15 protein-coding genes and 1 pseudogene are annotated in these 23,970 nt (G+C 40.1%); 12 read left to right on the top strand and 4 right to left on the bottom strand.

The features are described from left to right. The first annotated feature begins 147 nt into the window (after positions 1-147). The 5 genes and pseudogenes from RMZ43_RS05265 to RMZ43_RS05245 all read left to right on the top strand — a co-directional run bounded on the left by RMZ43_RS05265 (position 148) and on the right by RMZ43_RS05245 (position 3,919). Positions 148-873, top strand: a complete 726-nt coding sequence (locus RMZ43_RS05265) for a lysophospholipid acyltransferase family protein (protein ID WP_322655058.1) — start codon at positions 148-150, stop codon at positions 871-873. 173 nt (positions 874-1,046) lie between these two features. Continuing rightward, the gene (locus RMZ43_RS05260; protein WP_322655057.1) at positions 1,047-1,865 is read left to right on the top strand and encodes an alpha/beta fold hydrolase; all 819 of its coding nucleotides are present in this window, start codon (positions 1,047-1,049) and stop codon (positions 1,863-1,865) included. A gap of 154 nt (positions 1,866-2,019) precedes the next feature. Beyond that, on the top strand, positions 2,020-2,229 hold the full coding sequence (locus RMZ43_RS05255; protein WP_322655056.1) for a hypothetical protein: 210 nt from the start codon (positions 2,020-2,022) through the stop codon (positions 2,227-2,229). A gap of 23 nt (positions 2,230-2,252) precedes the next feature. Next, positions 2,253-2,600 (top strand): annotated as a pseudogene (locus RMZ43_RS05250) (type II toxin-antitoxin system PemK/MazF family toxin). Between the two features lie 152 nt (positions 2,601-2,752). Then, positions 2,753-3,919, top strand: a complete 1,167-nt coding sequence (locus tag RMZ43_RS05245; RefSeq protein WP_322646360.1) for an EcsC family protein — start codon at positions 2,753-2,755, stop codon at positions 3,917-3,919. Between the two features lie 126 nt (positions 3,920-4,045). Here RMZ43_RS05245 and RMZ43_RS05240 read toward each other — a convergent pair whose 3' ends face one another. Continuing rightward, a complete protein-coding gene (locus tag RMZ43_RS05240) occupies positions 4,046-4,231 on the bottom strand; it encodes a hypothetical protein (protein ID WP_322646361.1) in 186 nt (61 codons plus the stop codon). Positions 4,232-4,317: 86 nt separating this feature from the next. Further along, complete coding sequence (locus tag RMZ43_RS05235) at positions 4,318-4,596, bottom strand: type II toxin-antitoxin system RelE/ParE family toxin (RefSeq protein WP_416212032.1); 279 nt, start codon at positions 4,594-4,596, stop codon at positions 4,318-4,320. A gap of 182 nt (positions 4,597-4,778) precedes the next feature. Here RMZ43_RS05235 and RMZ43_RS05230 point away from each other — a divergent pair, with 182 nt between their 5' ends. From RMZ43_RS05230 to fabD, 4 genes are all read left to right on the top strand, one after another. Further along, positions 4,779-6,260, top strand: a complete 1,482-nt coding sequence (locus RMZ43_RS05230) for a leucyl aminopeptidase (protein ID WP_322646362.1) — start codon at positions 4,779-4,781, stop codon at positions 6,258-6,260. Positions 6,261-6,539: 279 nt separating this feature from the next. Then, a complete protein-coding gene (gene plsX, locus RMZ43_RS05225) occupies positions 6,540-7,562 on the top strand; it encodes a phosphate acyltransferase PlsX (protein WP_322646363.1) in 1,023 nt (340 codons plus the stop codon). Positions 7,563-7,696: 134 nt separating this feature from the next. Then, positions 7,697-8,689, top strand: coding sequence for a beta-ketoacyl-ACP synthase 3 (locus RMZ43_RS05220; RefSeq protein WP_322655055.1), 993 nt, complete (start codon positions 7,697-7,699; stop codon positions 8,687-8,689). 207 nt (positions 8,690-8,896) lie between these two features. After that, a complete protein-coding gene (gene fabD, locus RMZ43_RS05215) occupies positions 8,897-9,778 on the top strand; it encodes an ACP S-malonyltransferase (protein WP_322655054.1) in 882 nt (293 codons plus the stop codon). 142 nt (positions 9,779-9,920) lie between these two features. Here fabD and RMZ43_RS05210 read toward each other — a convergent pair whose 3' ends face one another. Both RMZ43_RS05210 and RMZ43_RS05205 read right to left on the bottom strand, forming a co-directional pair. Continuing rightward, positions 9,921-15,746 carry an AAA family ATPase gene (locus RMZ43_RS05210; protein WP_322646367.1) on the bottom strand — a complete coding sequence of 1,942 codons (5,826 nt, stop codon included), beginning with the start codon at positions 15,744-15,746 and terminating at the stop codon, positions 9,921-9,923. Between the two features lie 133 nt (positions 15,747-15,879). Continuing rightward, complete coding sequence (locus RMZ43_RS05205) at positions 15,880-21,303, bottom strand: trifunctional serine/threonine-protein kinase/ATP-binding protein/sensor histidine kinase (protein ID WP_322655053.1); 5,424 nt, start codon at positions 21,301-21,303, stop codon at positions 15,880-15,882. Positions 21,304-21,437: 134 nt separating this feature from the next. Between RMZ43_RS05205 and RMZ43_RS05200 the strand changes: the two genes are divergently transcribed. The 3 genes from RMZ43_RS05200 to RMZ43_RS05190 all read left to right on the top strand — a co-directional run bounded on the left by RMZ43_RS05200 (position 21,438) and on the right by RMZ43_RS05190 (position 23,923). Further along, complete coding sequence (locus RMZ43_RS05200; RefSeq protein ID WP_322646369.1) at positions 21,438-22,076, top strand: lysophospholipid acyltransferase family protein; 639 nt, start codon at positions 21,438-21,440, stop codon at positions 22,074-22,076. A 419-nt stretch (positions 22,077-22,495) separates the two neighbouring features. After that, positions 22,496-23,533: an AI-2E family transporter gene (locus tag RMZ43_RS05195; protein ID WP_322646370.1), complete on the top strand. Its 1,038-nt coding sequence runs from the start codon at positions 22,496-22,498 to the stop codon at positions 23,531-23,533. Positions 23,534-23,626: 93 nt separating this feature from the next. After that, positions 23,627-23,923 carry a DUF2288 domain-containing protein gene (locus RMZ43_RS05190; RefSeq protein WP_322646421.1) on the top strand — a complete coding sequence of 99 codons (297 nt, stop codon included), beginning with the start codon at positions 23,627-23,629 and terminating at the stop codon, positions 23,921-23,923. Positions 23,924-23,970 lie beyond the last annotated feature (47 nt).

The raw sequence follows: 23,970 nt of genomic DNA, 5'->3' as shown, positions 1-23,970 counted from the left end.
AAAATACATAATCCAGAATCCGGAAAATCTATCTGGTTTTGTAGATTAGATATTTCTATCTTAAGACGGTCATGGCAGTCGTAAAGAAATGTAAAACTTAAATTAAGATAAACTGCCATATTTACTGGAAAAATATATTGATTAGGTATGAGTCGAAATAGCCCCCTAGAGATTTCTCGCGCTTTGGTGGCGGCGCTTTCAACCCAAATGTTTCGTTATTACGAGGATCGCATTCCCCAGGATGCCAGCGTTTTGGTAGTCAGCAATCACCGCAGCTTTATGGATGCACTAATTTTAATGGCAGCGTTATCGAATCCGATTCGCTTTGCTTGCCATCACTACATGGGACAAGTGCCAGTAATGCGGGAGATTGTCACCGGACAATTAGGGTGTTTTCCTTTGGAAGAAACTCAAAACCGTCAGCAAAGCTTCTTTTCGCAGTCGCAGGTGCTATTGCAGTCCAAGCAGATGGTAGGAGTATTTCCAGAAGGAACTGAACCAATGGTGAAATTTACTGTGCCAAACATAGTGGGTGAGTTTCAACGGGGATTTGCCCATTTGGCATTACGGGCTGATGTGCAGGATTTAGCAATTTTGCCGATCGCGATCGCTTCCTTAGAAGAAGTAAACACTTCTGGCTTCCCCTTGAGGCTTTTGAGTCTATTTGACCCTTCAGAACCTTTATTTAACCAAAGTGGTTGGCATCCACTGGTACTTTATCGTCGGGTTGCAGTGTTAATCGGTCGCCCTTATTGGATTACGCCCCAACATCATCAAAAATATCATGGTAAACAAGCCAGAACTGTTGTGGCTGAACTGACAGAACACTGTCATGGTGAAATTAGCACCTTACTGCGTCAAGGTTGCTATTAGAGCCATTTGATTTTGGATTTTGAATTTTGGATTGTCTTCACGAATAACAGTTAGCTTGTTCAGATACCTTTTTTGTTTTTGCTCAAAAGTACCGAAGCTCGTAACAGCAACAATTAGCAATCCAAAAGTTTTATACCATTGACTAATGACCAATGACCAATGACCAATGACCAATGACTATCCAAGAAGTTGAGCTAAATCCTTGTTTTCTAACTCCTAAACGAGTCAAGCCAGAGTATCCCCTGTTGGTATATTTGCCAGGAATGGATGGAACTGGTCAACTATTGCGATCGCAAACGGCTGGATTAGAAACTGGCTTTGATGTCCGTTGTTTAGCGATCCCACGCAAAGACCTTAACAGTTGGGATGTGCTAGCGAAAAGTGTATTGGACTTAATCTACGCCGAATTAGATAAAAGCTCTCAGAGGCCAGTTTATCTGTGTGGTGAGTCCTTTGGTGGTTGCTTGGCAATGAAAGTAGCAATCCAAACGCCGCATTTATTTAAGCGAATTATCTTAATTAACCCAGCTTCATCTTTTCGTCTTCGCCCTTGGTTGAATTGGGCATCGCAAATAACTTACTTAGTACCATCAGAGCTGTATGATGTTGGCGCACTAGGTTTGTTGCCATTTATAGCATCTTTGCCACGCATTTCTCAAAGCGATCGCCATGAATTACTAAAAACTATGCGTTCTGTGCCACCAGAAACCGTTCTTTGGCGGTTGTCTTTACTGCGAGAATTTGAAATTGATAACGAACAGCTCGGTCGTTTAACTCAACCAGTTTTGCTGATTGCTGGTGGTAGCGATCGCCTTTTACCTTCTGTAACTGAAGTGAAGCGGATAGGGAATATCTTACCAAATACCAAAATTGTGGTGTTACCCCATTGTGGACACGCTTGCTTGCTAGAAGAAGATATTAATCTCTATGAAATTCTTAAGGATAACGACTTTTTAGAAAGTAATGCTGATTTAGGTAGAGTTAAAGACTAAAAATTTGCCTCACATAAATTCAGGCGTATCACAACCTTTCTTTTACCTTGTTCGGTGACAAGTTAGGGTAAAGTACATCTAAATTATCTCGTCACATTCAAATAATATTTGCGTCCTTAAAAAGCTTGACCACATATTTATTACAGACTCTCAAATGATTGCTCTTAAAGAGTTACTCACTCTAGAATTAGACAAATTGAATGAAGAACAACTCAAACAAGTTAGTGATTTCATTGCCTTCCTCAAATTCCGCAGCAGAAATATTAGCTGGCAAATAGATAAAAATCAAATGGCTGCTCTTTACAGTAAATTTGCCCAGGAAAATCGTCAACTAGGTGAAGCAGGATTAGATGAATACGCATAACTTCTTACACAAGAAGATTTGAAATGAAGGTTCAACGAGGTGAAGTATGGCTAGCCAATTTAGATCCTACCAAGGGTTCTGAACAAGGAGGCACACGACCAGTTATTATTTTTCAAGATAATATCATTGCCTAATTTTCTACCACTATCATCACCATTCCTCTAACAACAAATTTACGTCGTGCGTCTTTGCCAACCTGTTTATTAATTGAAAGTGGTGAAGGTGGATTAGAACGAGATTCAGTTGCTCTTTGCCACCAATTGCGGGTAATCGATAAAACAAGATTGCAAAGAAAAGTGGCCACTCTGACTCCAGAAATACTCACTATTTTGGAAGGTATAATGTTGTTGACATTAGGTTATCAGTTATAAAATCAGAACCTGTGTCACCATTCGGATGTCTATAGTTAAGGATCAGAATAATTCCTATTTGCTCAGAAAAGTTGTACTTGTCGGAAGATGTCAAGCCACTCATACTTTCGTTACAACCAAAAGAGAGAGGCTTTACAAGATGGTGTCAAGCAATGGCAGACAAATCACAAGAAATAGAAATGAATAAATCAGTTTATTCACCCAGAAAAATTTCAGAAGGACAAATTCAGGCTCAATCATCAGTAGAAAATGAACCGTCTATAGTAGAGTTTGTTATTAAAACTGTTGCTGAGACTGGCAAAGCAGTTTTAGACACAGCAGTAGAGGTGGGAGAAACGACAGCGAAAGAAACACACAAGTTTATTGAGCAAACAACTCAAACTAGCGGTCAAGTTGTGAATCGCCTGAGCGAAAATTGGTTGATTAGAAACCTATCTGGAGTATTAAATTTAAATTGGCTAATTGGTACTACTGACGCTGTTGATTTGGAAAAAGCAGAAGCGGCGGTAAACAAGCTCAAACAACAGTATCCAAATGAATCAGCTAGCCAGATTGCTCACCGAATCATGGTAGAAAAAGCAACTCAAGCAGGCACAGTTGGATTAGCAACAAGTGTTTTACCAGGAATAGCAGTTGCATTGTTGGCAATTGATTTAACAGCCACAACTAAAATACAGTCAGAAATGCTTTATCAAATTGCATCTGTCTACGGGCTAGATTTAAGAGATCCTGCGCGTAAAGGTGAAATTTTGGCAATTTTTGGTCTAGGCTTGGGTGGAGGCCGTCTATTAAAAGCTGCGGGATTAGGCTTGCTGCGAAATATACCCTTAGCGGGTGCAGTAATAGGAGCTAGTTCAAATGCAACGATGATTTATTCATTGGGATATGCTGCTTGTCGATTTTATGAAGCCAAGCTAGATGAATCAACTTCGCTTGCATCGCCACAGACACTAGCAACATTAAAAGCAGAGAGTGAAAAGTATTTAGAAAGTGCGATCGCTCAAGAAGCCGTTATGGATCAAATCTTAGTTCACATGATCCTCGCTAGTAATCCAGATAAGACTTTGGAAGAAATGTTGCCAGAATTACAAGCTGTAAAACTCAGTCCTACCTCGTTAGATGCTATTGCCCAAAATATCAAATCGCCTAAGTCTTTAAATATACTCCTCAATCAGCTAAATCGTGATTTTGCCATACCTTTGTTAGCTCAGTGTTACAAAATTGCCCAGCTTGACAATAAGACTACACCACTTGAGCAAGAAATAATAGAGGCGATCGCCAGCAAATTTAATATTGACAAAAATGCAATTGGGGTATAGGAGATTAGGCAGAGGAGGTAAAAAGTGGAGTTTACCAGTATTCAGACACAAAATTAGCCATTTTTAATAACTTTAAAGCCTGCTAAACTCCAACGGCTTGGCAGGCTTGTCTAGTGTCTTACTAAATTAATGTTCTATCATTAATTTTTTTCCAAAAATAACTACCTCTCTTTTTTTAAACCTTTTCCTTTTATCTAATTTAAGTTTTTGCCTAGTTAATTCCTGAGATATTAATTCCTGAGCGCGGCTTTCAATTTTTATTTGGTTTTCTATTGGCTGTTCTTTAATTTTTTCTCTTAGGCTTTTGCCCATTCTTCTTACCCTTCTTCTTTTAGTTTTTTAAGATGGCTCTTGTACCGTGTATCAGCCTTTTGAATTAAGTGTTTATAAAAAAGTTGTTAGATAACGCTGGATTTGTCACCTGCAACCAATAAAATGGCTTGTCTCAATGGGTCAAAAGCAAATGCCACACGCCAAACACCACCAAAAGTTGAGAATCGTAGCTCTTTCATGTTTCCGTACTTTGACCCTTTGAGCGTATCAACATGAGGACGTTTTGCTTGTGGGCCAAACATTTCTAATACCTGAGCCGTAGCAAGCAACTCATTTTTTACTTCTTGAGGTAGAGCATCGAACTCAGACTCGAAATCATCATGAAACTCAACTTGCCATTCCACTAATTTATTATGGTTAAAACTTCATACATTTTCAAGCGTATTATCGATTGACACTCTCAGCGCTAACATTATAACTACTGGCCTCTGCTTCCTTATCTCCCCCATTCCCAACTCCCCTCACCATTAAACAAGAATTTTGAGCAATACTGGTACAAGAAGGAATATTTACACAAAATCCCAACATGACAATTCAACTTAGTGATCAGCCTTTGCTAGAGTGGGCAGGCGACAGTTTGGCAATTGGATTATTTGAAGATGCAGTAGAGTTAACTGGAGAATTGGCAACTTTAGATCAAAAGTTTTCCGGGGTATTAAAAGAATTAATTGCTGAAGAAGAATTTAAAGGTAAAGCCAACAGTACTATTTTCACGCGTGTAAATCCTGGTAGCCCAGTGCGGAAATTGATTTTGGTAGGCTTAGGTAAACCAGATGCACTAAAAATCGACACTTTGCGACGCGCTGCTGCTGCTGTAGCCAGAGTGGCAAAAAAGCAAAAAAGCAAAATTTTGGGATTGAATTTCCCATTGTGGAATAACGATCCAGCCGCAAGCGCCCAAGCGATCGCAGAAGGTGTAGAATTGGCGCTTTACCAAGATAATCGCTTTAAATCAGAACCTGAAGATAAAGGTTCACAAATAGAAACCGTAGAATTACTAGGATTCAGTGGACAAGAAGCAGCTATCACCCGCGCTAATCAAATTGTGTCAGGCGTAAACTTGGCACGGGAGTTAGTAGCAGCACCAGCTAATGCAGTAACACCAATTACTTTAGCGGAAACTGCTCAAGCGATCGCCAAGGATCACGGTTTGCAACTAGAAATTTTGGAACGAGAAGACTGTGAAAAGTTGGGCATGGGTGCTTTTTTGGGAGTCGCCCTAGCTTCGGATTTGCCACCTAAATTTATTCACCTGACTTACAAACCAGAAGGTACACCCAAAAAGAAACTAGCAATTATTGGCAAAGGTTTAACCTTCGATTCCGGCGGACTCAACATTAAAGGTGCTGGTAGCGGCATCGAAACCATGAAAATTGATATGGGCGGTGCAGCAGCAACCTTGGGTGCGGCAAAAGCAATTGCTCAAATTAAGCCAGATTCCGAAGTTCACTTCATCTCGGCTGTGACTGAAAACATGATTAGCGGTCGCGCCATGCACCCTGGAGATATTCTTACAGCATCAAACGGCAAAACAATCGAAGTGAACAACACCGACGCAGAAGGACGTTTGACCCTAGCAGATGCCTTAGTGTATGCCGACAAATTGGGATTAGATGCGATCGTCGATTTAGCCACCCTAACCGGCGCTAACGTCATAGCCTTGGGTGAAGATATTGCTGGTTTGTATACTCCCGATGATGCTGTAGCTTCTCAATTAGAGAAAGCTGCCCAAACTTCAGGAGAAAAGATTTGGCGGATGCCAATGGAAGAAAAATATTTTGAAGGGCTAAAGTCTGGCATTGCGGACATGAAAAATACTGGCCCGCGTCCAGGTGGTTCCATTACCGCCGCCCTTTTCCTTAAGCAATTCGTCAAAGATACACCTTGGGCGCACTTAGATATTGCTGGCCCAGTGTGGACAGATAAAGAAAATGGCTACAACGGCGCAGGGGCAACTGGCTACGGCGTTCGGACGCTAGTTAATTGGGTAGAAGGGAGTGAGGAGTAGGGAGTAGGGAGTAGGGGGAGTAGGGGGAGCAGGGGGAGATGAGGGAGATGAGGGAGATGAGGGAGTGAGGGACAAGAATTAATAACCATTTCCCATGTCCAATGCCCAATGCCCAATGCCCAATACCCCACTCCCTACTCCCAAACAATTCGTGCTATCTTGAGCTTGCCAGCAAAAATTGTTGCAATAGTAACAGAAATAATTTGGCAGTCAGAAAGTTAAGCTTTTTCGGGCATTGCCATCTGGTAAAATTTGTAAGGTTTCTAGAAACTGTGAGCAATGGCATCGACTCGCGTAAGGATCGCAATTGACGCAATGGGGGGGGATCACGCACCCGGTGAAATCGTTGCTGGCGCATTGCGAGCAAGGGAAGAATTGGGTGTAGATATATTACTAGTTGGTGATCCTCAACAAATAGAAGCTGCCTTGCCGCCAAAAACGAATTTAGGGCAGGTGGAGATCGTGACTGCACAGGAAGCGATCGCTATGGATGAGGAGCCTTTAAATGCAGTTAGACGCAAACGCAAGGCTTCTATCAATGTGGCGATGGATTTAGTCAAGCAGCAAAAAGCAGATGCCGTGTTTTCTGCCGGTCACTCTGGGGCAGCAATGGCATCAGCTTTGCTCCGCTTAGGACGATTGCCGGGAATTGACCGCCCAGCCATAGGGACAGTTTTCCCCACGATTATTGCTGGTAAGCCAGTGTTGGTACTTGATGTCGGCGCGAATGTAGATTGCCGTCCGAAGTTTTTAGAGCAGTTTGCCGTCATGGGATCGGCTTACAGTCAATATGTTTTAAATACAACTGAACCGAAGGTAGGTTTGCTGAATATCGGTGAAGAAGACTCTAAAGGCAATGATGCAGCCGTTCGCGCCCACCAACTACTACGCGAAAATTCTCAAATAAATTTTATTGGCAATGCCGAAGGGCGTGATGTGCTTTCCGGTCGTTTTGATGTTATTGTCTGCGATGGCTTTGTGGGTAATGTTTTATTAAAATTTGCCGAAGCCGTTGGAGAAGTTATTCTGCAAATTCTGCGGGAAGAATTACCTCAAGGATTACACGGTCAAATCGGTTCAGCACTCTTAAAACCAAACCTGAAGCGGATTAAGCAGCGCATGGATCACGCAGAACACGGCGGCGCTTTACTGCTAGGCGTGGCAGGAGTCTGTTTTATCGGTCACGGTAGCTCACAAGCTCCTTCAATTTTTAATGCAATTCGCATGGCAAAAGAAGCTGTTGACAACCAGGTGCTACAACGCATTCAGTCCCAATATATCCTAGAGCGCGAAAGCGGTTAGTCATTGATCATTAGTCATTGGTCATTAGTTATTTGTAAAGGACAAAAGACAAAGGGCAAAGGACAAATGACAAAGGACAAAAGACAAATGACAAAGGACAAAAGACAAAAAGCTGATAGCTTGGGAGATTAGGAGTGCAAAACTTAGGCGTAGCAATTACCGGAAGTGGCTCGGCAGTACCAGCAACTTCCCTACACAACCAGACATTGAGTGAAGTAGTTGAAACATCAGATGAGTGGATAACTACAAGAACTGGAATTCGTCAACGGCGATTAGCCCTGCCATCTGAATCCTTGAGTGTGCTAGCTACTGCCGCCAGCAGTCAGGCGATCGCAGCTTCGGGAATTAAGCCAGAAGACCTAGACCTAATTCTGCTGGCAACTTCCACCCCTGATGATTTGTTTGGTAGTGCTTGTAAAGTACAGGCGCAATTGGGAGCCACCAACGCAGTAGCCTTTGACTTAACAGCAGCCTGCTCTGGGTTTGTGTTTGGTCTAGTTACAGCAGCCCAATACATTAGAACAGGTGTATATAAAAATGTATTGTTGATTGGGGCAGATATCCTTTCTCGCTGGGTAGATTGGGAAGATCGGCGCACTTGTGTATTATTCGGTGATGGTGCAGGGGCAGTAGTATTACAGGCTGATAAAAGCGATCGCTTATTGGGATTTGCCCTCAAAAGTGATGGCACTCAAAACCATCACCTCAATCTTGCTTATGCGGGCGCTTCTCAAGAACTCTTCCCAAATGTAAATATCACTAAAGGCGCTTACCAACCGATTACTATGAACGGCAAAGAAGTCTACCGCTTTGCTGTACAAAAAGTGCCCGAAATTATTGATAAAGCCTTATTTCAAGCCAACCTCAGTGTTGATAAAATAGATTGGTTGTTATTGCATCAAGCCAATCAGCGAATTATTGATGCTGTTGCTCAACGCCTGAATGTCCCAGAGCATAAAGTTATAAGTAATCTCGCCCAGTACGGCAATACCTCCGCAGCTTCCATTCCCTTAGCTTTAGATGAAGCAGTGCGGGAAGGTAAAATTAAACCCAATGACATCATTGCTGCATCCGGCTTTGGCGCCGGTCTTACCTGGGGTGCGGCAATTTTCCAATGGGGAAGGTAAATATTTTGTCCTTAGTCATTTGTCCTTTGTTAATGACCAATGACCAATGACCCTTCGGGTGACGCTCCTACGGACGCTCGTTCCGACGTTCGTTCCTCACTAACGTTGCGCTATCGCTAACGCTGCGCTAACACCAGTTGCTCATGGGGGAAACCCCCAAGACCGCACTGACTTCACCAATGACCAATGACTAATGACTATTGACCAATGACAAAAACTGCATGGGTGTTTCCCGGACAAGGTTCCCAAACGCTGGGAATGGGAATGGATTTATTAGATATACCATCGGCTAAAAATAAGCTTGCCAAAGCTGAGGAGATTTTGGGCTGGTCTGTAACCGAAATCTGTCAAAACCAAGAAGAAAAGTTATCACAGACACTATACACTCAGCCAAGTCTTTATGTAGTTGAAAGCATTCTTGCTGATCTTCTCCGAGAACGAGGACATCAGCCAGATTTAGTGGCTGGTCATAGTTTAGGAGAATATTCTGCCCTTTATGTAGCGGGTGTCTTTGAATGGTCGGTTGGTTTATATCTAGTAAAGCGCCGTGCAGAACTTATGGATAATGCCGTCGGTGGTATGATGGCAGCTTTGATGAACTTTGATGGCGAACAGTTAGAAAAAGTCATTGCCGAAACGCCTGATGTAGTGATAGCAAATGATAATAGTTCGGCTCAGGTGGTGATTTCAGGCACAACCGAGGCTGTACAAGCGGTAATGACTCAAGTTAAAGCAAAGCGTGCTATTCCCTTAAAAGTTTCTGGAGCATTTCACTCACATTTAATAGCACCAGCAGCTACAGAATTTCAAGATATTTTAGAATCTGTAGAATTTCAGCCAGCTACTGTGCCAGTGTTGTCTAATGTAGAACCAATTGCGTCTATTGATGCCGAAGTTTTAAAGCAACGTCTGAATAAACAAATGACTGGTTCTGTAAGATGGCGAGAAATTTCTCTACAATTACCAGCCAACGGCATTCAGCAAGTAATAGAAATTGGCCCTGGTAAAGTGCTAACTGGTTTAATTAAACGTACTAGCCCTGACTTAATATTAAAAAATATCCAGAGTGCCGCTGATTTGCCTGATTAATTTTTTATCGTAGGCACACGGTGAAGCCGCGCGGTATTCTCCCAAAGGGAGACGATGCCGCGCATAGCGGGGCATAAAGCCTTGAGGTAGAAAACACCGACAGAAGAAAGAAATACTTAACTGAACTGTATTGAGGTATATGCTATATAGGTAGTTGAATCACAAATTCAGTACCTTCGCCTGGTCTAGAATCTACCTTGATTGCTCCTCCATGTTTTTCTACAACGATTTGACGAACGATCGCTAATCCCAATCCCGTCCCTTTTCCCACACCTTTTGTAGTAAATAAGTAGTCAAAAATCTTTTGTTTGACTTCTTCATTCATCCCCTTACCATTATCAGCAATAGCAATTTTTACGCCTTCATTTACCAAAGAGGTTTTAATTGCAATTCGGTTGGTATGGCACTTAATTTCCTCAAAACTTCTTCCCACATTTGATTCATCCAGCGCATCAATAGCATTTGCCAAAATATTCATAAATACCTGATTCAATTGTCCAGAGAAGCATTCAATTTTGGGCAATTTAGCATAATCAGTTATTACTTCAATTGCTGGACGCTGTTCATTTTCTTTGAGACGATGTTTGAGAATTAAAATCGTACTGTCGATACCTTCGTGGATATTAAATGGCACTTTGTAATCTTTATCAGCACGAGAAAAAGTTCTTAAACTAGTGCTGATATTTTTCAGGCGATCGCACGCTATCACCATTGAATCAATAATTTTTGGTAAGTCTTCTAAGGTATAATCTAAATCAATTTCTTCGGCGTGTTCTTTGATTTGCTCATCGGGATTGAGAAGACTTGCTTGATATAGTTTTAAGTGTTCAACAATATCAGCAATGGTGGGTTTAGCTTGTTGGAGACTCGCAGCAATAAAGCCCAAAGGATTATTCATTTCATGGGCTACTCCAGCAACTAAATTACCCAGTGCTGACATTTTCTCACTCTGAACAATTTGTAATTGTGCTTGTTGTAAATCTGCTAAGGCTGTTCCGAGCGCTTGAGATTTTTCTATTACCCCTTCTTCAGCTTGTTTGCGATCGCTAATATTAATAGTTGTCCCAACTATGCGATAAACTTTGCCCATCTCATCTTTTAATGGACTGAGTGTGGTTAACCACCAAATTTTCTGGTGATTAAATGTGAGATATTCTTCATAGGTGACGGGTATTCCGGTTTGAAAACAATACAGATATTTTTGCTCGACTGCTGCACCTTCATCAGTACCGATTACTTCTTGCGGAGTTTTACCCAGCACTTGGGAAGCAGAGATACCAACCGCTAATTCGCACGATTTACTCCATCCTGTGTACTCAAACCTACCATTGTCTCGGATATCAGTTACAAAGATCAGACAGCCAACACCTTCGTAAATACTATTTAAGAACTTTCCGCGCTCCTGGAGATGATTATATAATTGGGCATTTTCCAAAGAAATTGCAGCTTGAGTGCAGAGGAAATTTATGATAGAAAGGCGATCGCTAGTAAATACCCCTTGCGTCAGTCGATTTTCTAAATAAAGAATTCCCACCAAACGCCCTTGATTAATAATCGGAGTACATAATACACTCTGGGGTTTTGTTCGGTGCATATATTCCCCGATTAACCCAATAATATGTGTTGTGCAATTGTCTATAACAACTGTTTGCTTGGTATTTTTGACGTAATTGATAATATTTACAGGAATATCTTGACAATTGTCTAGTAATTGTGGTTCAAGAATGGTTTGAATACCAATCTGGGAATTTGAGGTAATTGCCTTAACTTGCCAAGTATCTTCTTGGGGAAGAATTAGTGCAGCTTTTTTCGCGCCAGAGTTTTCCTGGATAATGCAGGTGAGGCTGGCAACAAGTTGATCTAATTCCAGAGAACTGGAGATAGCTTGAGCAGCTTTGAGGACAGAGGTAAAATCTAGAACATCAGAAATACTGGTGCTGCCAGCGCTAGAAGTGCTAGTGGAAGAGGAAGTCCCATGAAAAGCAATGGTTTCTGAAGAGTTGAGGTTGATTCGTTGTTGTTGCAGGATGGGTTGGAGTAGCTGGGGATAGCGTTTTTCTAGGTCTTCTATTTTGGCTTTTGCACCCCAACGAGCGTAGCAGTAGTATGCTTCTTGCATATATGCTTGGGCGACTTTTTCTTTATGCCAGCCGAGATAAAATTTGGCTGCTAATTCGTTGCTAAGTGCTTCTTCTTGGATGTAGCCATTGGCTTTGGCAAGGGAGATGGCGCGATCGTAATATTCCATCGCTTTGAGTTTGTCTCCCATTACCCGCGCTGTTTCTGCCTCAACTAAGTCATACTTATGCTGAAAATTAACAGGAGCATAGCTAGCCCAATAGTGCATGAGTTTTTGGTTGCTAACTACCTGATTTAACCAAGATTCTTGCTGATCTTGTTGGCGATCGCAGCTAGAATACTTTGCAAGTAAGCACAAAGAGTAGTAAAAGTTATGTGCCACAACTAAGAGTAGACCAAAGGCTCCATTCATATACTCGGTGGCTTTTTCTGCATTGCTTGCAGCCTCTTCATACTGGTCAAAAATATAAAGGATAGCTGTTTTAGCAAGATAGATAGCAAATAGTGACTGATGATTGTGGGTGTTGTGAAGATGCGGCAGCATTTCTTTCTCATCAAAATCAACACCAGTCAGATAATATTGGTGAGAGGATCGACCAAGTAAGTTTAAGGTGACTTGCCTCCAAACCTGGGCATAATCAAGACAATGTTTTTGTTTGAGTTTTAAAAGTAGATTAATATATTTTGTTTGCCTTTCTTCAACAGCATCTAGAGTTTCTCCAATTAAGAATAAATGCGTACACTCAGCCATCATTGAATAGCTAGCGTGTTCAATATCTCCAACTTCTAGCCCACACTGGATACTTTCTCGTAAAGCTGTGAGTGTATTTCTACCATGCTCTTTGTAAGCACAGATAAAAACACCAAAAAGCATATAAATTTTTGAACTGATTTCTTTACTCTGGTATTGTTCTAGTAGCTTTAAAGCTATTTGACTTGAGTAATAAGCAGTATCGACATCTCCGATTACAGCACAAAGAAATACACCATAACTTCCATAGGCAAAAGCAGCCAAAGATGAATGTCCCTGTTCAAGACAAAGATGCAGCTTTGTCAGTGCTACTGACGGAAACATATCCGGTTTGACATGATGAACAGGAGGTGTAATACTAATCAGCAACCGCAGTGCAGCCAGAGATTCCACATTGGTCATTTCTGGAATATTAGCTAAGTTTGTTAAAGTTGGTAGTTGAGCTAAACGATTCTCTGGTTCTACATCAGGCGATCTCAACGCAATTTTTAACTGCTCTAGTGCTTTTAACCCTGTTTCAATGGCTTTAACTTGCTGATCTTGGGCAATATAAATTTGAACTTTCAGCTCATAAGCTTTAACTTTATCCAACATCTGTGTAGTTTGCTGCAAGATCAGGTCTGTGAGTTTGATAGCCTGTTCAAAGTTGGTGTTTAAGTATTCTGCTTTTGCTGCATCTTCATACAGCCCTAGAGTAAGATTGTAATGACTTTGCCAGCTATCTGCTGTTAGCAGTTCTATTCCTAGCGTTAGATATTCAATTGCAGCAGTGTAAGCAGTGGCAGCTATAGCTTTCCGTCCAGCTAACAGATTTAACTCAGCTAGTTGATCTCGTTCTTTCTGTTGAATAATTAACCCTAACCCCAGGTTCAATTGACTAACAATTTGAAAGATTTTCTCTTCTTGTTCGCTGATAGAAATATTATTTAACAGTAGCCGACCTAGTTTTAAATGAGTCTTCTGCTTCTGAGCTTCTGGGATTAAAGAATAAGCAGCTTGTTGAACGCGATCATGTAAAAATTTATAGTTTGGAACTTGGTAATTGGAATTGAAAGGTTTTGAATCAGAATCATTTTCACTGTGTTGAAAGAATTTATAAACATCACCAGTAGTTAAAAGTAACCCTTCTTCCAAAGCTTTCCACAAATCAGCAGCCGTTTCAATTTCTGATGATTCTGAAACAATTGCCAAAGTTGATAAATCAAATTGATTGCCAATACAAGCAGCTAACTGCAAGATATTTTGAGTTGATTGTGGTAGTCTTTGCAGTTGAAATGCCATAAAGGCAATAACATCATCTGTAACTGCTTGAGTCGTCACTTGTGCAATGTCACATTCCCAAAAGCCTGACTCAAAGTTAAATTGAATCAGTTTATCTTGATGTAATGCTTTGATAAATTGTGTAGCGAAAAATGGATTACCTTGAGTTTTTTGAGATACAAGTAGGGAAAGAGGCAACGCTAAATCCTCAGAACACTTCAGTGTGTCAGCAATTAACTGATTCACTTCTCTTTGATTTAGTGGTGCTAATGTAATAGTATTAATAGTTGTTTGTGTTTTTTCAATCTCACTCAAAGTCAACATTAACGGATGTGCTTTTTCGACTTCGTTATCACGATATGCACCAATTAATAAAAGATGTCCTGTATCAGCCATTAATAACTGCATTAACTTCAGCGATGCTGAATCTGCCCATTGTAAATCATCTAAAAACATCACTAATGGATGTTCGGCAGTGGTAAAGACTTGAGTAAACTTTTGAAATATTAAATTAAATCTAATTTGTGATGCATTTCCTGATAATTCTGGAAGAGATGGTTGTTGACCAATAATTCTTTCTAATTCCGGGATGACTTCTATAATTACTTGTCCATTTTCACCCACAGCTGCTAATATTTTGCTTTTCCATTGCTGGATTTGGCTATCACTTTCTGTTAATAGTTGCTCCATGAAATCCCGAAATGCCTGTACCAATGCACTTAAGGGAATATTCCGTTGAAATTGATCAAATTTTCCTTTGATAAAATAACCACGTTGTCTAACAATCGGTTTATGGACTTCATTAATTACAACGGTTTTACCAATACCGGAAAAACCAGCTACCAGCATCATTTCTGTTGCACCCAGGCTAACTCTTTCAAATGCTTGGAGTAGCGTTTCTATTTCTGTTTCCCGTCCATAGAGTTTATCAGGAATAATGAAGCGATCGCACACATCTCGTTGGGCAATTGGGAAACTTTTAATTTCACCAGTTTCTTGGAGTTGAGATAAACATTTTTCTAAATCAAATTTCAGTCCTAATGTACTTTGATAGCGATCTTCAGCATTTTTAGCCATCAATTTCATCACGATATCTGACAAGACTTGTGGAATTTCTTCACTTTTGACTTCCCGAAGGGATGCTGGAAGTTTTGCTAAATGGCAATGTACCAATTCCATCGGATCGTTTGATTGAAACGGTAATTCTCCAGTCAATAATTCGTAAAAAGTCATACCTAATGAATACAAGTCAGTCCGATAGTCAATTCCTCGATTCATTCTTCCTGTTTGTTCAGGAGAAATATAACTAAGTGTTCCCTCCAACACATTGGGATTCATTAGTGTTTGAGTTTCCCGTGGTAGTAAGGATGCAATACTAAAGTCAATTAATTTAACTTGTTTAGTTTCGGAATTAATTAGAATATTGGCAGGTTTAATATCTTTATGAATAATGCGCGAGCGGTATAGTATATCTAAGGCGTTGCAAAGTGTGATTGCTATCTGTAAAAACTCCATCAGTGATTCTACGCTTCCCCCCACTCCCCACTCCCTTGTACAGACGCGATTAATCGCGTCTCTCCCTACTCCCCATTCTTTAAGAGAAATCCCCCCAAAGTCTTCCATTACCAACGCATAGCCATTTTGATAAGGTTCCAGGCTATAAGTTTGGATGATTAGAGGTGAGTTAAGATTTTTGGCAATGGTGTACTGATTGCGAAACTGTACCAGTTCGATAAAACTGGGATAAGGATTTTTCAGCAGTTTAATTACCACAGGTAAAGAATCATCTCGATACCCGCGATAAACTATCGTTCTGGAACCATTGTAAAGTTCTTCACTGATGCGATATCCGGGAATACTGACAAGAGTGCTATCCATACTGCTAAATCTTTAATACTTATAGATTTAGTGTTCCCAGAATCTATGAAATTGTTTATAAACAAGAGGAAAATTTTAGACAGTTGCAATTTTGCTCATAAATTCTGTTCTTTCTCTTTCCACCTTTCCACCTTCATCCTCCAACAGGTAGGATAATCTCAAATTCCGTCCCCTGTCCTAATTTAGAAACAAAATTAATTTGTCCGCCATGAGTTGAAATAATGGAGTAGGCTACTGCTAATCCTAATCCCGTTCCTTTACCGACAGCTTTTGTAGTGAAGAAAGGATCAAATATTCGTTTTTGGATTTCATCAGAAATTCCAATACCATTATCAGCAATGCGAATACTCGCACTCTTAGTTAAAGAATTGCTTAATTCGGTATGTATTTTAATAGTACGAGTTGTTATTTTGACTTCATTTAAAGCATCAATGGCATTATTCAAAATATTCATAATTACCTGATTGATTTGTTTGGCGTGACAATTCACTTGTGGAAGATCAGCATAATTTTTGATAATTTCAATTTCACTGAGTCGATGTTGTAGAATTAATAGCGTATTCTCAATACCCTCATGAATATTGACGGCTTTGATATCTGCTTCATCTAGTCGGGCAAAATTCCGCAGAGATAAGACAATATTCTGAATTCGTTGACTACCTTGCTGTATTGAAGCCAGCAGATTTGGTACGTCTTGAATTGCGTAATTTAAATCTTTATCATTAAGATAAGCTTGAATTTTGGTAGTAGGTTGTGGATATTGCTGTTGATAGAGATTAATACCCTCTAGTAAATCTTGAAAATACTCTTTTAAATATGTAATATTACCGTAAATAAAGTTAATTGGGTTATTTATTTCATGGGCAATTCCAGCTACCATTTGCCCTAAACTCGACATTTTTTCAGCATGAATCAATTGAGTTTGGGTTTGTTGTAATTCTTGGAGAGTACGGGATAATTGCTGATTTTTGTGATGAAGTTCTTGGGTGCGCTGTTCTACTTTTTGCTCTAAGGTGTTGTAGAGTAAGGCGTTTTCTAGAGAAATTGCCGCTTGACTGGTTAATAATTCTAGTATATCTAAGCGATCGCCTACAAATGCACCCATTGTTAGCTGATTTTCTAAGTACAAAATTCCCAGTAACTGCCCCTGATTCCGAATTGGCATACACAGCGCACTTTTGGGTTGATACTGGCGCATATATTCCCCAATCACATTAGGTAAATGGGTTTTGAGATCGTCAATCAAAACTGTTTCTAGAGTGTTTTTCACATACTGAATCAGTTTGATTGGAATACCAGGATGATTATCTAAAGGTGCTGTTTGCAACATAGTACCTTCTAAGGTGGCGATCGCTCGCACTTCCCATAAGCCATTTTGAAAGAGAATTAACGCACACCGATCAGCACCAGCATTTTCGAGAATAATCTGAGTTAGCTTCTCGATTAACTCATCTAAGTGAATTGCGGTAGAGATTGCTTGGGAGGCCTTAAAGACAGAGCCAAAGTCTAGCACCGAATTGCTGGTGGAGGAACTTGAGATATGGATTGAAGAATGAATATTATTAAATGCAACATTGTTACTCAGTGTTTCTTGCAAGTTAAGTTTGAGATTTTTTTGTTGCAGAATGGACCGCAGAAGTTCTGGGTAGCGTTGTTCTAAGTCATCTACTTTGCTTTTGGCTCCCCAACTGGTATAGCAGTAGTAAGCTTCTTGCATATAGACCTGGGCAATTTTTTCTTTGCCCCAATCAAGGTAGAATTTAGCAGCCAGTTCATTGCTAAGTGCTGCTTCTTGGATGTAGCCATTTTCTCTAGCAAGAGAAATAGCGCGATCATAAAATTCAATTGCTGCGGTTTTTTGTCCTAGTATCCGACACTTTTCAGCCTCCACCAACTCGAATCGATGCTGATGATTCATGGGTGCATAATTTGCCCATTGTTGCATGGTGTCTTGATTTTCTGCTACTTGCTGTAAAATCCTCTGTTGTTCTACGGGTGACAACGTAGGAAATAAAGCTAGTTGCAACAGCGAATCATAAAGGTTCAGCACTGGAGTGTTTACCATTGCATATCCTGAACCAGAATATTGTTTAGCTTTGAGGGCATATTCCACCGCCAAATCCAGTTTTTGAAACAGATAACAAAGAATTAATTTGTTAACAAAAACATGCCATAAAGCAGTGTCATCATTAGTTTTTTCATGTAACGTCAGCATTGACCTTTCATTATAAACTGCACCAACTAATTCCCAAGGAGTGGTTTTTGACTCAATTAAATTCAAGATTACTTGGTGATAAATATTGTTATAGTTGAGTGCGGTTTTTTGGTTAATTTTTTCTATTGCTGCCCCATAAATCTCTAATTCTTTAGCTAGTTTGGTTAGTTCTTGACCGGTGATGTAAGCTTGGAAGCAATAAATGTAGGCAGCATAACCAGCATACTCTAAATCCCCAGTATCTAGCCCAATGGCATAAGCTTGTAGTAATGGTTTGAGGGTTGTTATTACAGGCTCTTTCCAGTGAGTAACAAAATGATGAACTACTAAAATGACTCTTGCTTTGTATTCCTGATTTTGAAATTTGGACAGCAGTTGCAACGCTAACTTACCCAATTCGTAACCTGTTGGGATATTATTTGGTTGACCGCAAAGCATGAGTGCATAAACTGAGTAAGTAAAGGCAGAACCGGAAGTATTTCCGTATTTTATAGAAAGAGCAACTTCTTTCAGCGCTAATAAGCGATGGAGTTCAGGTTTTGCTAGATAAGCAGGAGTAGTTACTTTAACTAAGACACGCAAGGCTGCACGTAATTCCAGATTCTCTATCTCTGGCAAATCAACTAATTCAGCAATTGTTTTGCCATTCAAGGTAGCTTGAGTCTCTTGTAAAGCGAGAACAAAATCCTCATCTGTTGGTTCTTTGGGAAACTCAATGCCAATCGGCTGCAAAAATTGCATGGCTGTATCGATCGCTGCCAATAATTTTCCTTGGACTGTGTAAGCTTCAATTTTTACTTCACATACATTGGCTGTATCTGTGACAGCTTTGGCGTTTTGTAAAATTTCCTGGGCAAAATTTTCCATTGCGTCAATTTCACCGCACAGATAACTAGCTTCGGTTGCTTCGTTATACAGGCTTAAAGTTAAATTGTAGTTAGATTCCCAAGGGTTAAATGGTAGCAATCGGATACCTATTTTCAAATATGCAATTGCTGAACTGTATGCAGTTGAGGCTTTTGCTTTTTTCCCAGCCATGAGATTTAACTGTGCGAGTTCATGGCGTTCTTGAGGTTGATAGAAATGTTCAAGCCCAATATTTAGCTGATTAGCGATCGCAAAAATTCGATCTTCTAGTTCAGCTTTCGGGGTATTTTGCCACAGCAGGCGGCCAATTTTGACATGGGTTATCTGTTTGCGATCTTCAGGAATCAGTGAGTAAGCAGCTTGTTGGACGCGATCATGCAGGAATTTATATGCTATGGCATGAGCTATTTCCTGATTATCAGCTTGATTTTCTTGGTCTACATAAAACTTATAAACTTCACTTTGTGGTATAACCAAACCTTCCTGTAATGCTTTCCATAATGCGGCGGCGGTTTCGGTTTGGGATTGTTGATAAATAATCGCCAAGGTATGTAAATCAAACTGATTACCAATACAAGCCGCTAGTTTTAAAACCTCCTGAGTTGCTGGTGTTAATTTCTGCAACTGTTGTGCCATAAACTCCACCACATCATCTGTCAGCGCCAATTGCTTGATTTGGGCAATATTACATTCCCAATACCCGCTTTGAAAATTGAATTGAATATAATTATCCTGATGCAGTGCCTTAAGAAACTGAGTAGTAAAAAAGGGATTACCTTTGGTTTTTTGATACATCAATTGCGTTAATGGCTGTGCTAATTCCAGTTGACAATTAAGGGTATCTGCTAACAACTGATTTACACTTACTCGACACAGTGGGCTGAGGATAATGTTGTTAATGACGGCTCCCGTATTGCCTATTTCATCTAATGTCAACATTAAAGGATGTGCCGGAAAGACCTCATTATCTCGGTATGCCCCAAGTAGCAACAAGTAGCCTGTCTGTGATTGATCCATGAGTAGCTGCATCAGCTTCAGTGATGCCGAATCTGCCCACTGCAAGTCATCCAAAAATATTACTAAGGGATGTTCTAGTGCCGTGAAAACTTGAATAAATCTCTGGAACAGCAGATTGAAGCGATTTTGAGCAGCCATTCCAGATAGTTCTATAGCCAGAGGTTGGGAACCAATAATTAGTTCAAGTTCTGGGATAACCTCAATAATAACTTGGGCATTTTCACCCAAAGCTGTGATAATTTTCTCCTGCCACAGCTGCAAATTAGTATCAGTTTCACTCAATAGTTGCCCCGTTAAATCTCGGAAGGCTTGCACAAATGCACTAAAGGGAATATTACGATTAAATTGGTCATATTTACCTTTGATAAAACAACCACGTTGCCTAACAATCGGTTTATGAACTTCATTGATAACCGCAGTTTTCCCAATCCCTGAAAAGCCAGCAACTAACATCATTTCTGTTGTCCCTTGGCTGACTCTTTCAAATGCTTGCAATAGGGTTTCTACTTCGGGTTCTCTGCCATATAATTTATCAGGAATAATAAAGCGATCGCAAATATCTTGTTGTGCAATTGGGAAACTCTCAATTTTACCTGTTTCTTTCAGTTGAACCAAGCACTTTTCTAAATCATACTTCAATCCTAAAGCACTCTGATAGCGATCTTCAAGATTTTTTGCCATCAGTTTGCTAACAATTTCTGAGAATATAAATGGCATTTCAGAATTAATATCATGTATTAAAGGCGCTTTTTTTGCAATATGACAATGTACTATTTCCATTGCATCTTCTGACTGAAATGGTAATTTTCCAGCCAGTAATTCATAAAAAGTTACGCCCAAAGAATAAAAATCTGTGCGGTAGTCAATCCCTCGATTCATTCTTCCGGTTTGTTCTGGCGAAATATAAGCCAGTGTTCCTTCTAACACATTGGGGCTAATTAAGGTTTGAGTTTCTCGTGGCAGTAAAGATGCAATACTAAAGTCAATTAATTTAACTTGTTTAGTTTCTGGATTAATTAAAATATTGGCAGGTTTAATATCTTTATGAATAATGCGCGAGTGATAGAGTATATCTAAGGTATTAGATAGTGCGATCGCAATTTGTAAAAACTCTATCAAAGCTTCTACGCTCCCCCCCACTCCCCACTCCCTACTCCCTACTCCCCATTCTTTAAGAGAAATCCCTCCAAAATCTTCCATTACCAACACATAACCATTTTGGTATTGTTCCAGGCTATAAGTTTGGATGATTAAGGGTGAGTTAAGATTTTTAGCTATGGTGTACTGATTGCGAAACCATAAGAGTTCATTAAAACTCGGATAAGGATTTTTTAGGAGTTTAATCACTACTGGTAATGAGTCAATCTCTCGGTATCCCCGATATACCAACGTTCTGGAACCATTGTAAATTTCTTCACTGATGCAATATCCGGGAATACTGACTGTAGTGTTATTCATACTGCTAAATACTAATATTTTCTGGAGTTAGTATTCCCAGATGGATGAAGTAATTCATCTCCACAGCTCTTTGGCGTTTGCTCTGGGCCTTGCGATCGCGTATGCTAAATTCAGTCTGATTTGAATTATCTTCTGTGGACAGAAACCGCGAACCGTTTATCAGTCTGGCACTTTACCACGCCTTTAAATGGTCGGTCGTCAGCCCCATGCTTCACGCTTACTTTCGGGGCCAGATTTATGGTACGGAGAATGTCCCCCAATCAGGGCCGTTATTGATAGTGAGTAATCACGCTAGTTATTTTGACCCGCCAATTGTCTCTAACTGTGTACGTCGTCCAGTAGCGTACATGGCGAAAGAAGAGTTATTTAAGATCCCAGTTTTGGCGCAAGCGATTAAATTGTATGGTGCTTATCCGGTGAGTCGAGGAAGTGCCGATCGTAATGCCATCCGTTCCGCCCTAGAATATCTCAATAACGGTTGGGCTGTCGGTGTTTTCTTGCAAGGGACTCGCACCCCAGATGGTCGAATTACAGACCCCAAAAGAGGCGCACTGCTGCTAGCGGCGAAAGCAAAAGCCCCAATATTACCCGTGAGTGTCTGGGGTACTGAGGAGATTTTACAAAAAGGATCGTCCCTACCTCGCCCAGTTCCCATCACTGTAAGAATTGGTAACTTGATTGATGCTCCTAGTTCCAGTAATAAAGAAGAATTAGAAGCCCTAACACAAAAGTGTACCAAAGTAATAAATGAGATGCATGATTTAGGAAGATAAGTTAGACAAGCTTAGATGTATGCTTTAGGGAGGTAGCGATCGCTATTGAGTTTCTCTAATCTTAAAATCAATTCACTCTAGTAATCATCTAAAGAAGGCAGAGGGCAGAGGGCAGAAGGACTGCAATGCAGTGCAGGCTTCAGACCTACACTGATTGCAAGACACCAAATTGAAAATTTTGGTGTGGGGCTTAAACCCTTACTCCTTTCAGTCGTGAGCTTCTTGGCAGGAATCAAAATTCCCTTCTGCCTTCTGCCTCCTGCCCTCTGCCTTTCTTGCTAAAGAACTTCCAACAAATACATCATCCATCTCACAGAGTGGGCAAATTACCCATGCTACACAACTAGTTTTTTTCGTCTGAATTACGAATTACGTTAGCGCAGCGTTAGCGAGTCCTCAAGCGTCATTACAGAATTATTATGAGCGGCTTTGAAGCCAAAAATTTTTGGGATCGATTAAATAATCTGGCGTTAGTCCGCTTTTTACTTTTAGTTGCTTCTGGCTGGGCAATTGTACAACTTTTAGCTTATTTTGAAACAGTCATTGTTATTTTTACATTTGCTGCAATTTTGGCTTTTTTACTTAGTTATCCTGTACAATGGCTGCGACATTTTTTGCCCCACGGCGTAGCTGTTGGTGTCGTTTTCTTGTTTAGCATTGTGATTATTGGCAGTCTGATAATTACCGTCGGCTTAACGGTTTTATCTCAAGGACAACAATTAATTGACAGTATAACTGGCTTTGTAAATTCTTTAATACCTCTATTGGAGCAACTAGAAGGGCTTTTGCGAAGTCGGAATTTGCAGATAAATTTAAGTTTTATTCAAGAACAATTGCGAAACCAAGCCATATCTAGCCTTGTAACTAGCTTGGCTGTTTTACAAGGATTCATGACGAACTTCTTGACATTTATATTGATTGCAGTTGTAGCTTTCTTCATGTTACTGGATGGAGACAAGTTGTGGAACTTTACCATAAAAATAATCCCAAAACAGCGCCGCAATAGATTTACAATTATAATCAGACGCTCCTTTCTCGGATTTTTTAGAGGTCAGTTGTTATTAAGTGCGTTTCTCACAAGTACGACTTTTTTAGTTTTTTTAATATTAAAAGTACCTTTTGCTTTGATATTATCAGTAATAGTCGGAGTTCTTGATATAATTCCTGGTATAGGAGCGACATTAGGAGTAAGTGCAGTTACTTTAGTTGTGTTGTCTCAAGGTGTTTGGTTAGCAGTGAAAGTCTTAATAGCTTGTATTGTCCTCCAGCAGATACAAGACAACTTGATTGCACCTCGAATTATGCAAGATACGCTAAATCTTAATCCTGTAGTAGTATTCTTTGCTTTGCTAGTAGGCGCTAAAGTAGCAGGTTTACTAGGAGTTTTTATATCTATTCCCATCGCTGGAGTCATCGTATCTTTATTTGAAATTGATGAAATGAAATCAGAGGTTTAGAAGGGCGATGAATTGCGTACAAGAGAGACGCGATGAATCGCGTCTGTAGTAATTAATGTAAAATAGTTTATAAGCAATACAAATTAAGGAATGATGTCGGATTTAAGAGCAGAATTGACAGAAATTTTGGATGAGGCAGAGTGGGAGTGGCTAATTCCTCATGTGCAAAGAGATGCAGTAATTTTAGTGGCGCTTGAGTTAAACTTAGTGGATGTTGGAGTAGCGATCGCTAGTGATAATATCCCATCAGTGGAACAGTGGATTGATAAACAATTGATTGCCAAACCCACCGTAGTACAGGTGGGAGAATGGAATGGCGATCGCACTAAACGATTTAACACTCTCATCGTTCAGCCTTACGTTCTGGTGCAAGAAATAATTGCTGCTTAATTAGTTTTTGTGGCATTTTGTTCGGAGTTAGAGTAAATAAAATATTG

Origin of the sequence: Nostoc sp. CmiVER01 (genome assembly GCF_034531135.2) — a bacterium.
GTDB lineage: Bacteria > Cyanobacteriota > Cyanobacteriia > Cyanobacteriales > Nostocaceae > Nostoc.
Note: the sequence above shows the minus strand (reverse complement) of the source record. Positions and strands in the feature narration are given on the sequence as shown.

Coding starts and splice junctions, on each gene's coding strand:
- RMZ43_RS05265 (WP_322655058.1), top strand. CDS start 148: ATGAGTCGAAATAGCCCCCTAGAGATTTCTCGCGCTTTGGTGGCGGCG.
- RMZ43_RS05260 (WP_322655057.1), top strand. CDS start 1,047: ATGACTATCCAAGAAGTTGAGCTAAATCCTTGTTTTCTAACTCCTAAA.
- RMZ43_RS05255 (WP_322655056.1), top strand. CDS start 2,020: ATGATTGCTCTTAAAGAGTTACTCACTCTAGAATTAGACAAATTGAAT.
- RMZ43_RS05245 (WP_322646360.1), top strand. CDS start 2,753: ATGGCAGACAAATCACAAGAAATAGAAATGAATAAATCAGTTTATTCA.
- RMZ43_RS05240 (WP_322646361.1), bottom strand. CDS start 4,231: ATGGGCAAAAGCCTAAGAGAAAAAATTAAAGAACAGCCAATAGAAAAC.
- RMZ43_RS05230 (WP_322646362.1), top strand. CDS start 4,779: ATGACAATTCAACTTAGTGATCAGCCTTTGCTAGAGTGGGCAGGCGAC.
- plsX (WP_322646363.1), top strand. CDS start 6,540: ATGGCATCGACTCGCGTAAGGATCGCAATTGACGCAATGGGGGGGGAT.
- fabD (WP_322655054.1), top strand. CDS start 8,897: ATGACAAAAACTGCATGGGTGTTTCCCGGACAAGGTTCCCAAACGCTG.
- RMZ43_RS05210 (WP_322646367.1), bottom strand. CDS start 15,746: ATGGATAGCACTCTTGTCAGTATTCCCGGATATCGCATCAGTGAAGAA.
- RMZ43_RS05205 (WP_322655053.1), bottom strand. CDS start 21,303: ATGAATAACACTACAGTCAGTATTCCCGGATATTGCATCAGTGAAGAA.
- RMZ43_RS05195 (WP_322646370.1), top strand. CDS start 22,496: ATGAGCGGCTTTGAAGCCAAAAATTTTTGGGATCGATTAAATAATCTG.
- RMZ43_RS05190 (WP_322646421.1), top strand. CDS start 23,627: ATGTCGGATTTAAGAGCAGAATTGACAGAAATTTTGGATGAGGCAGAG.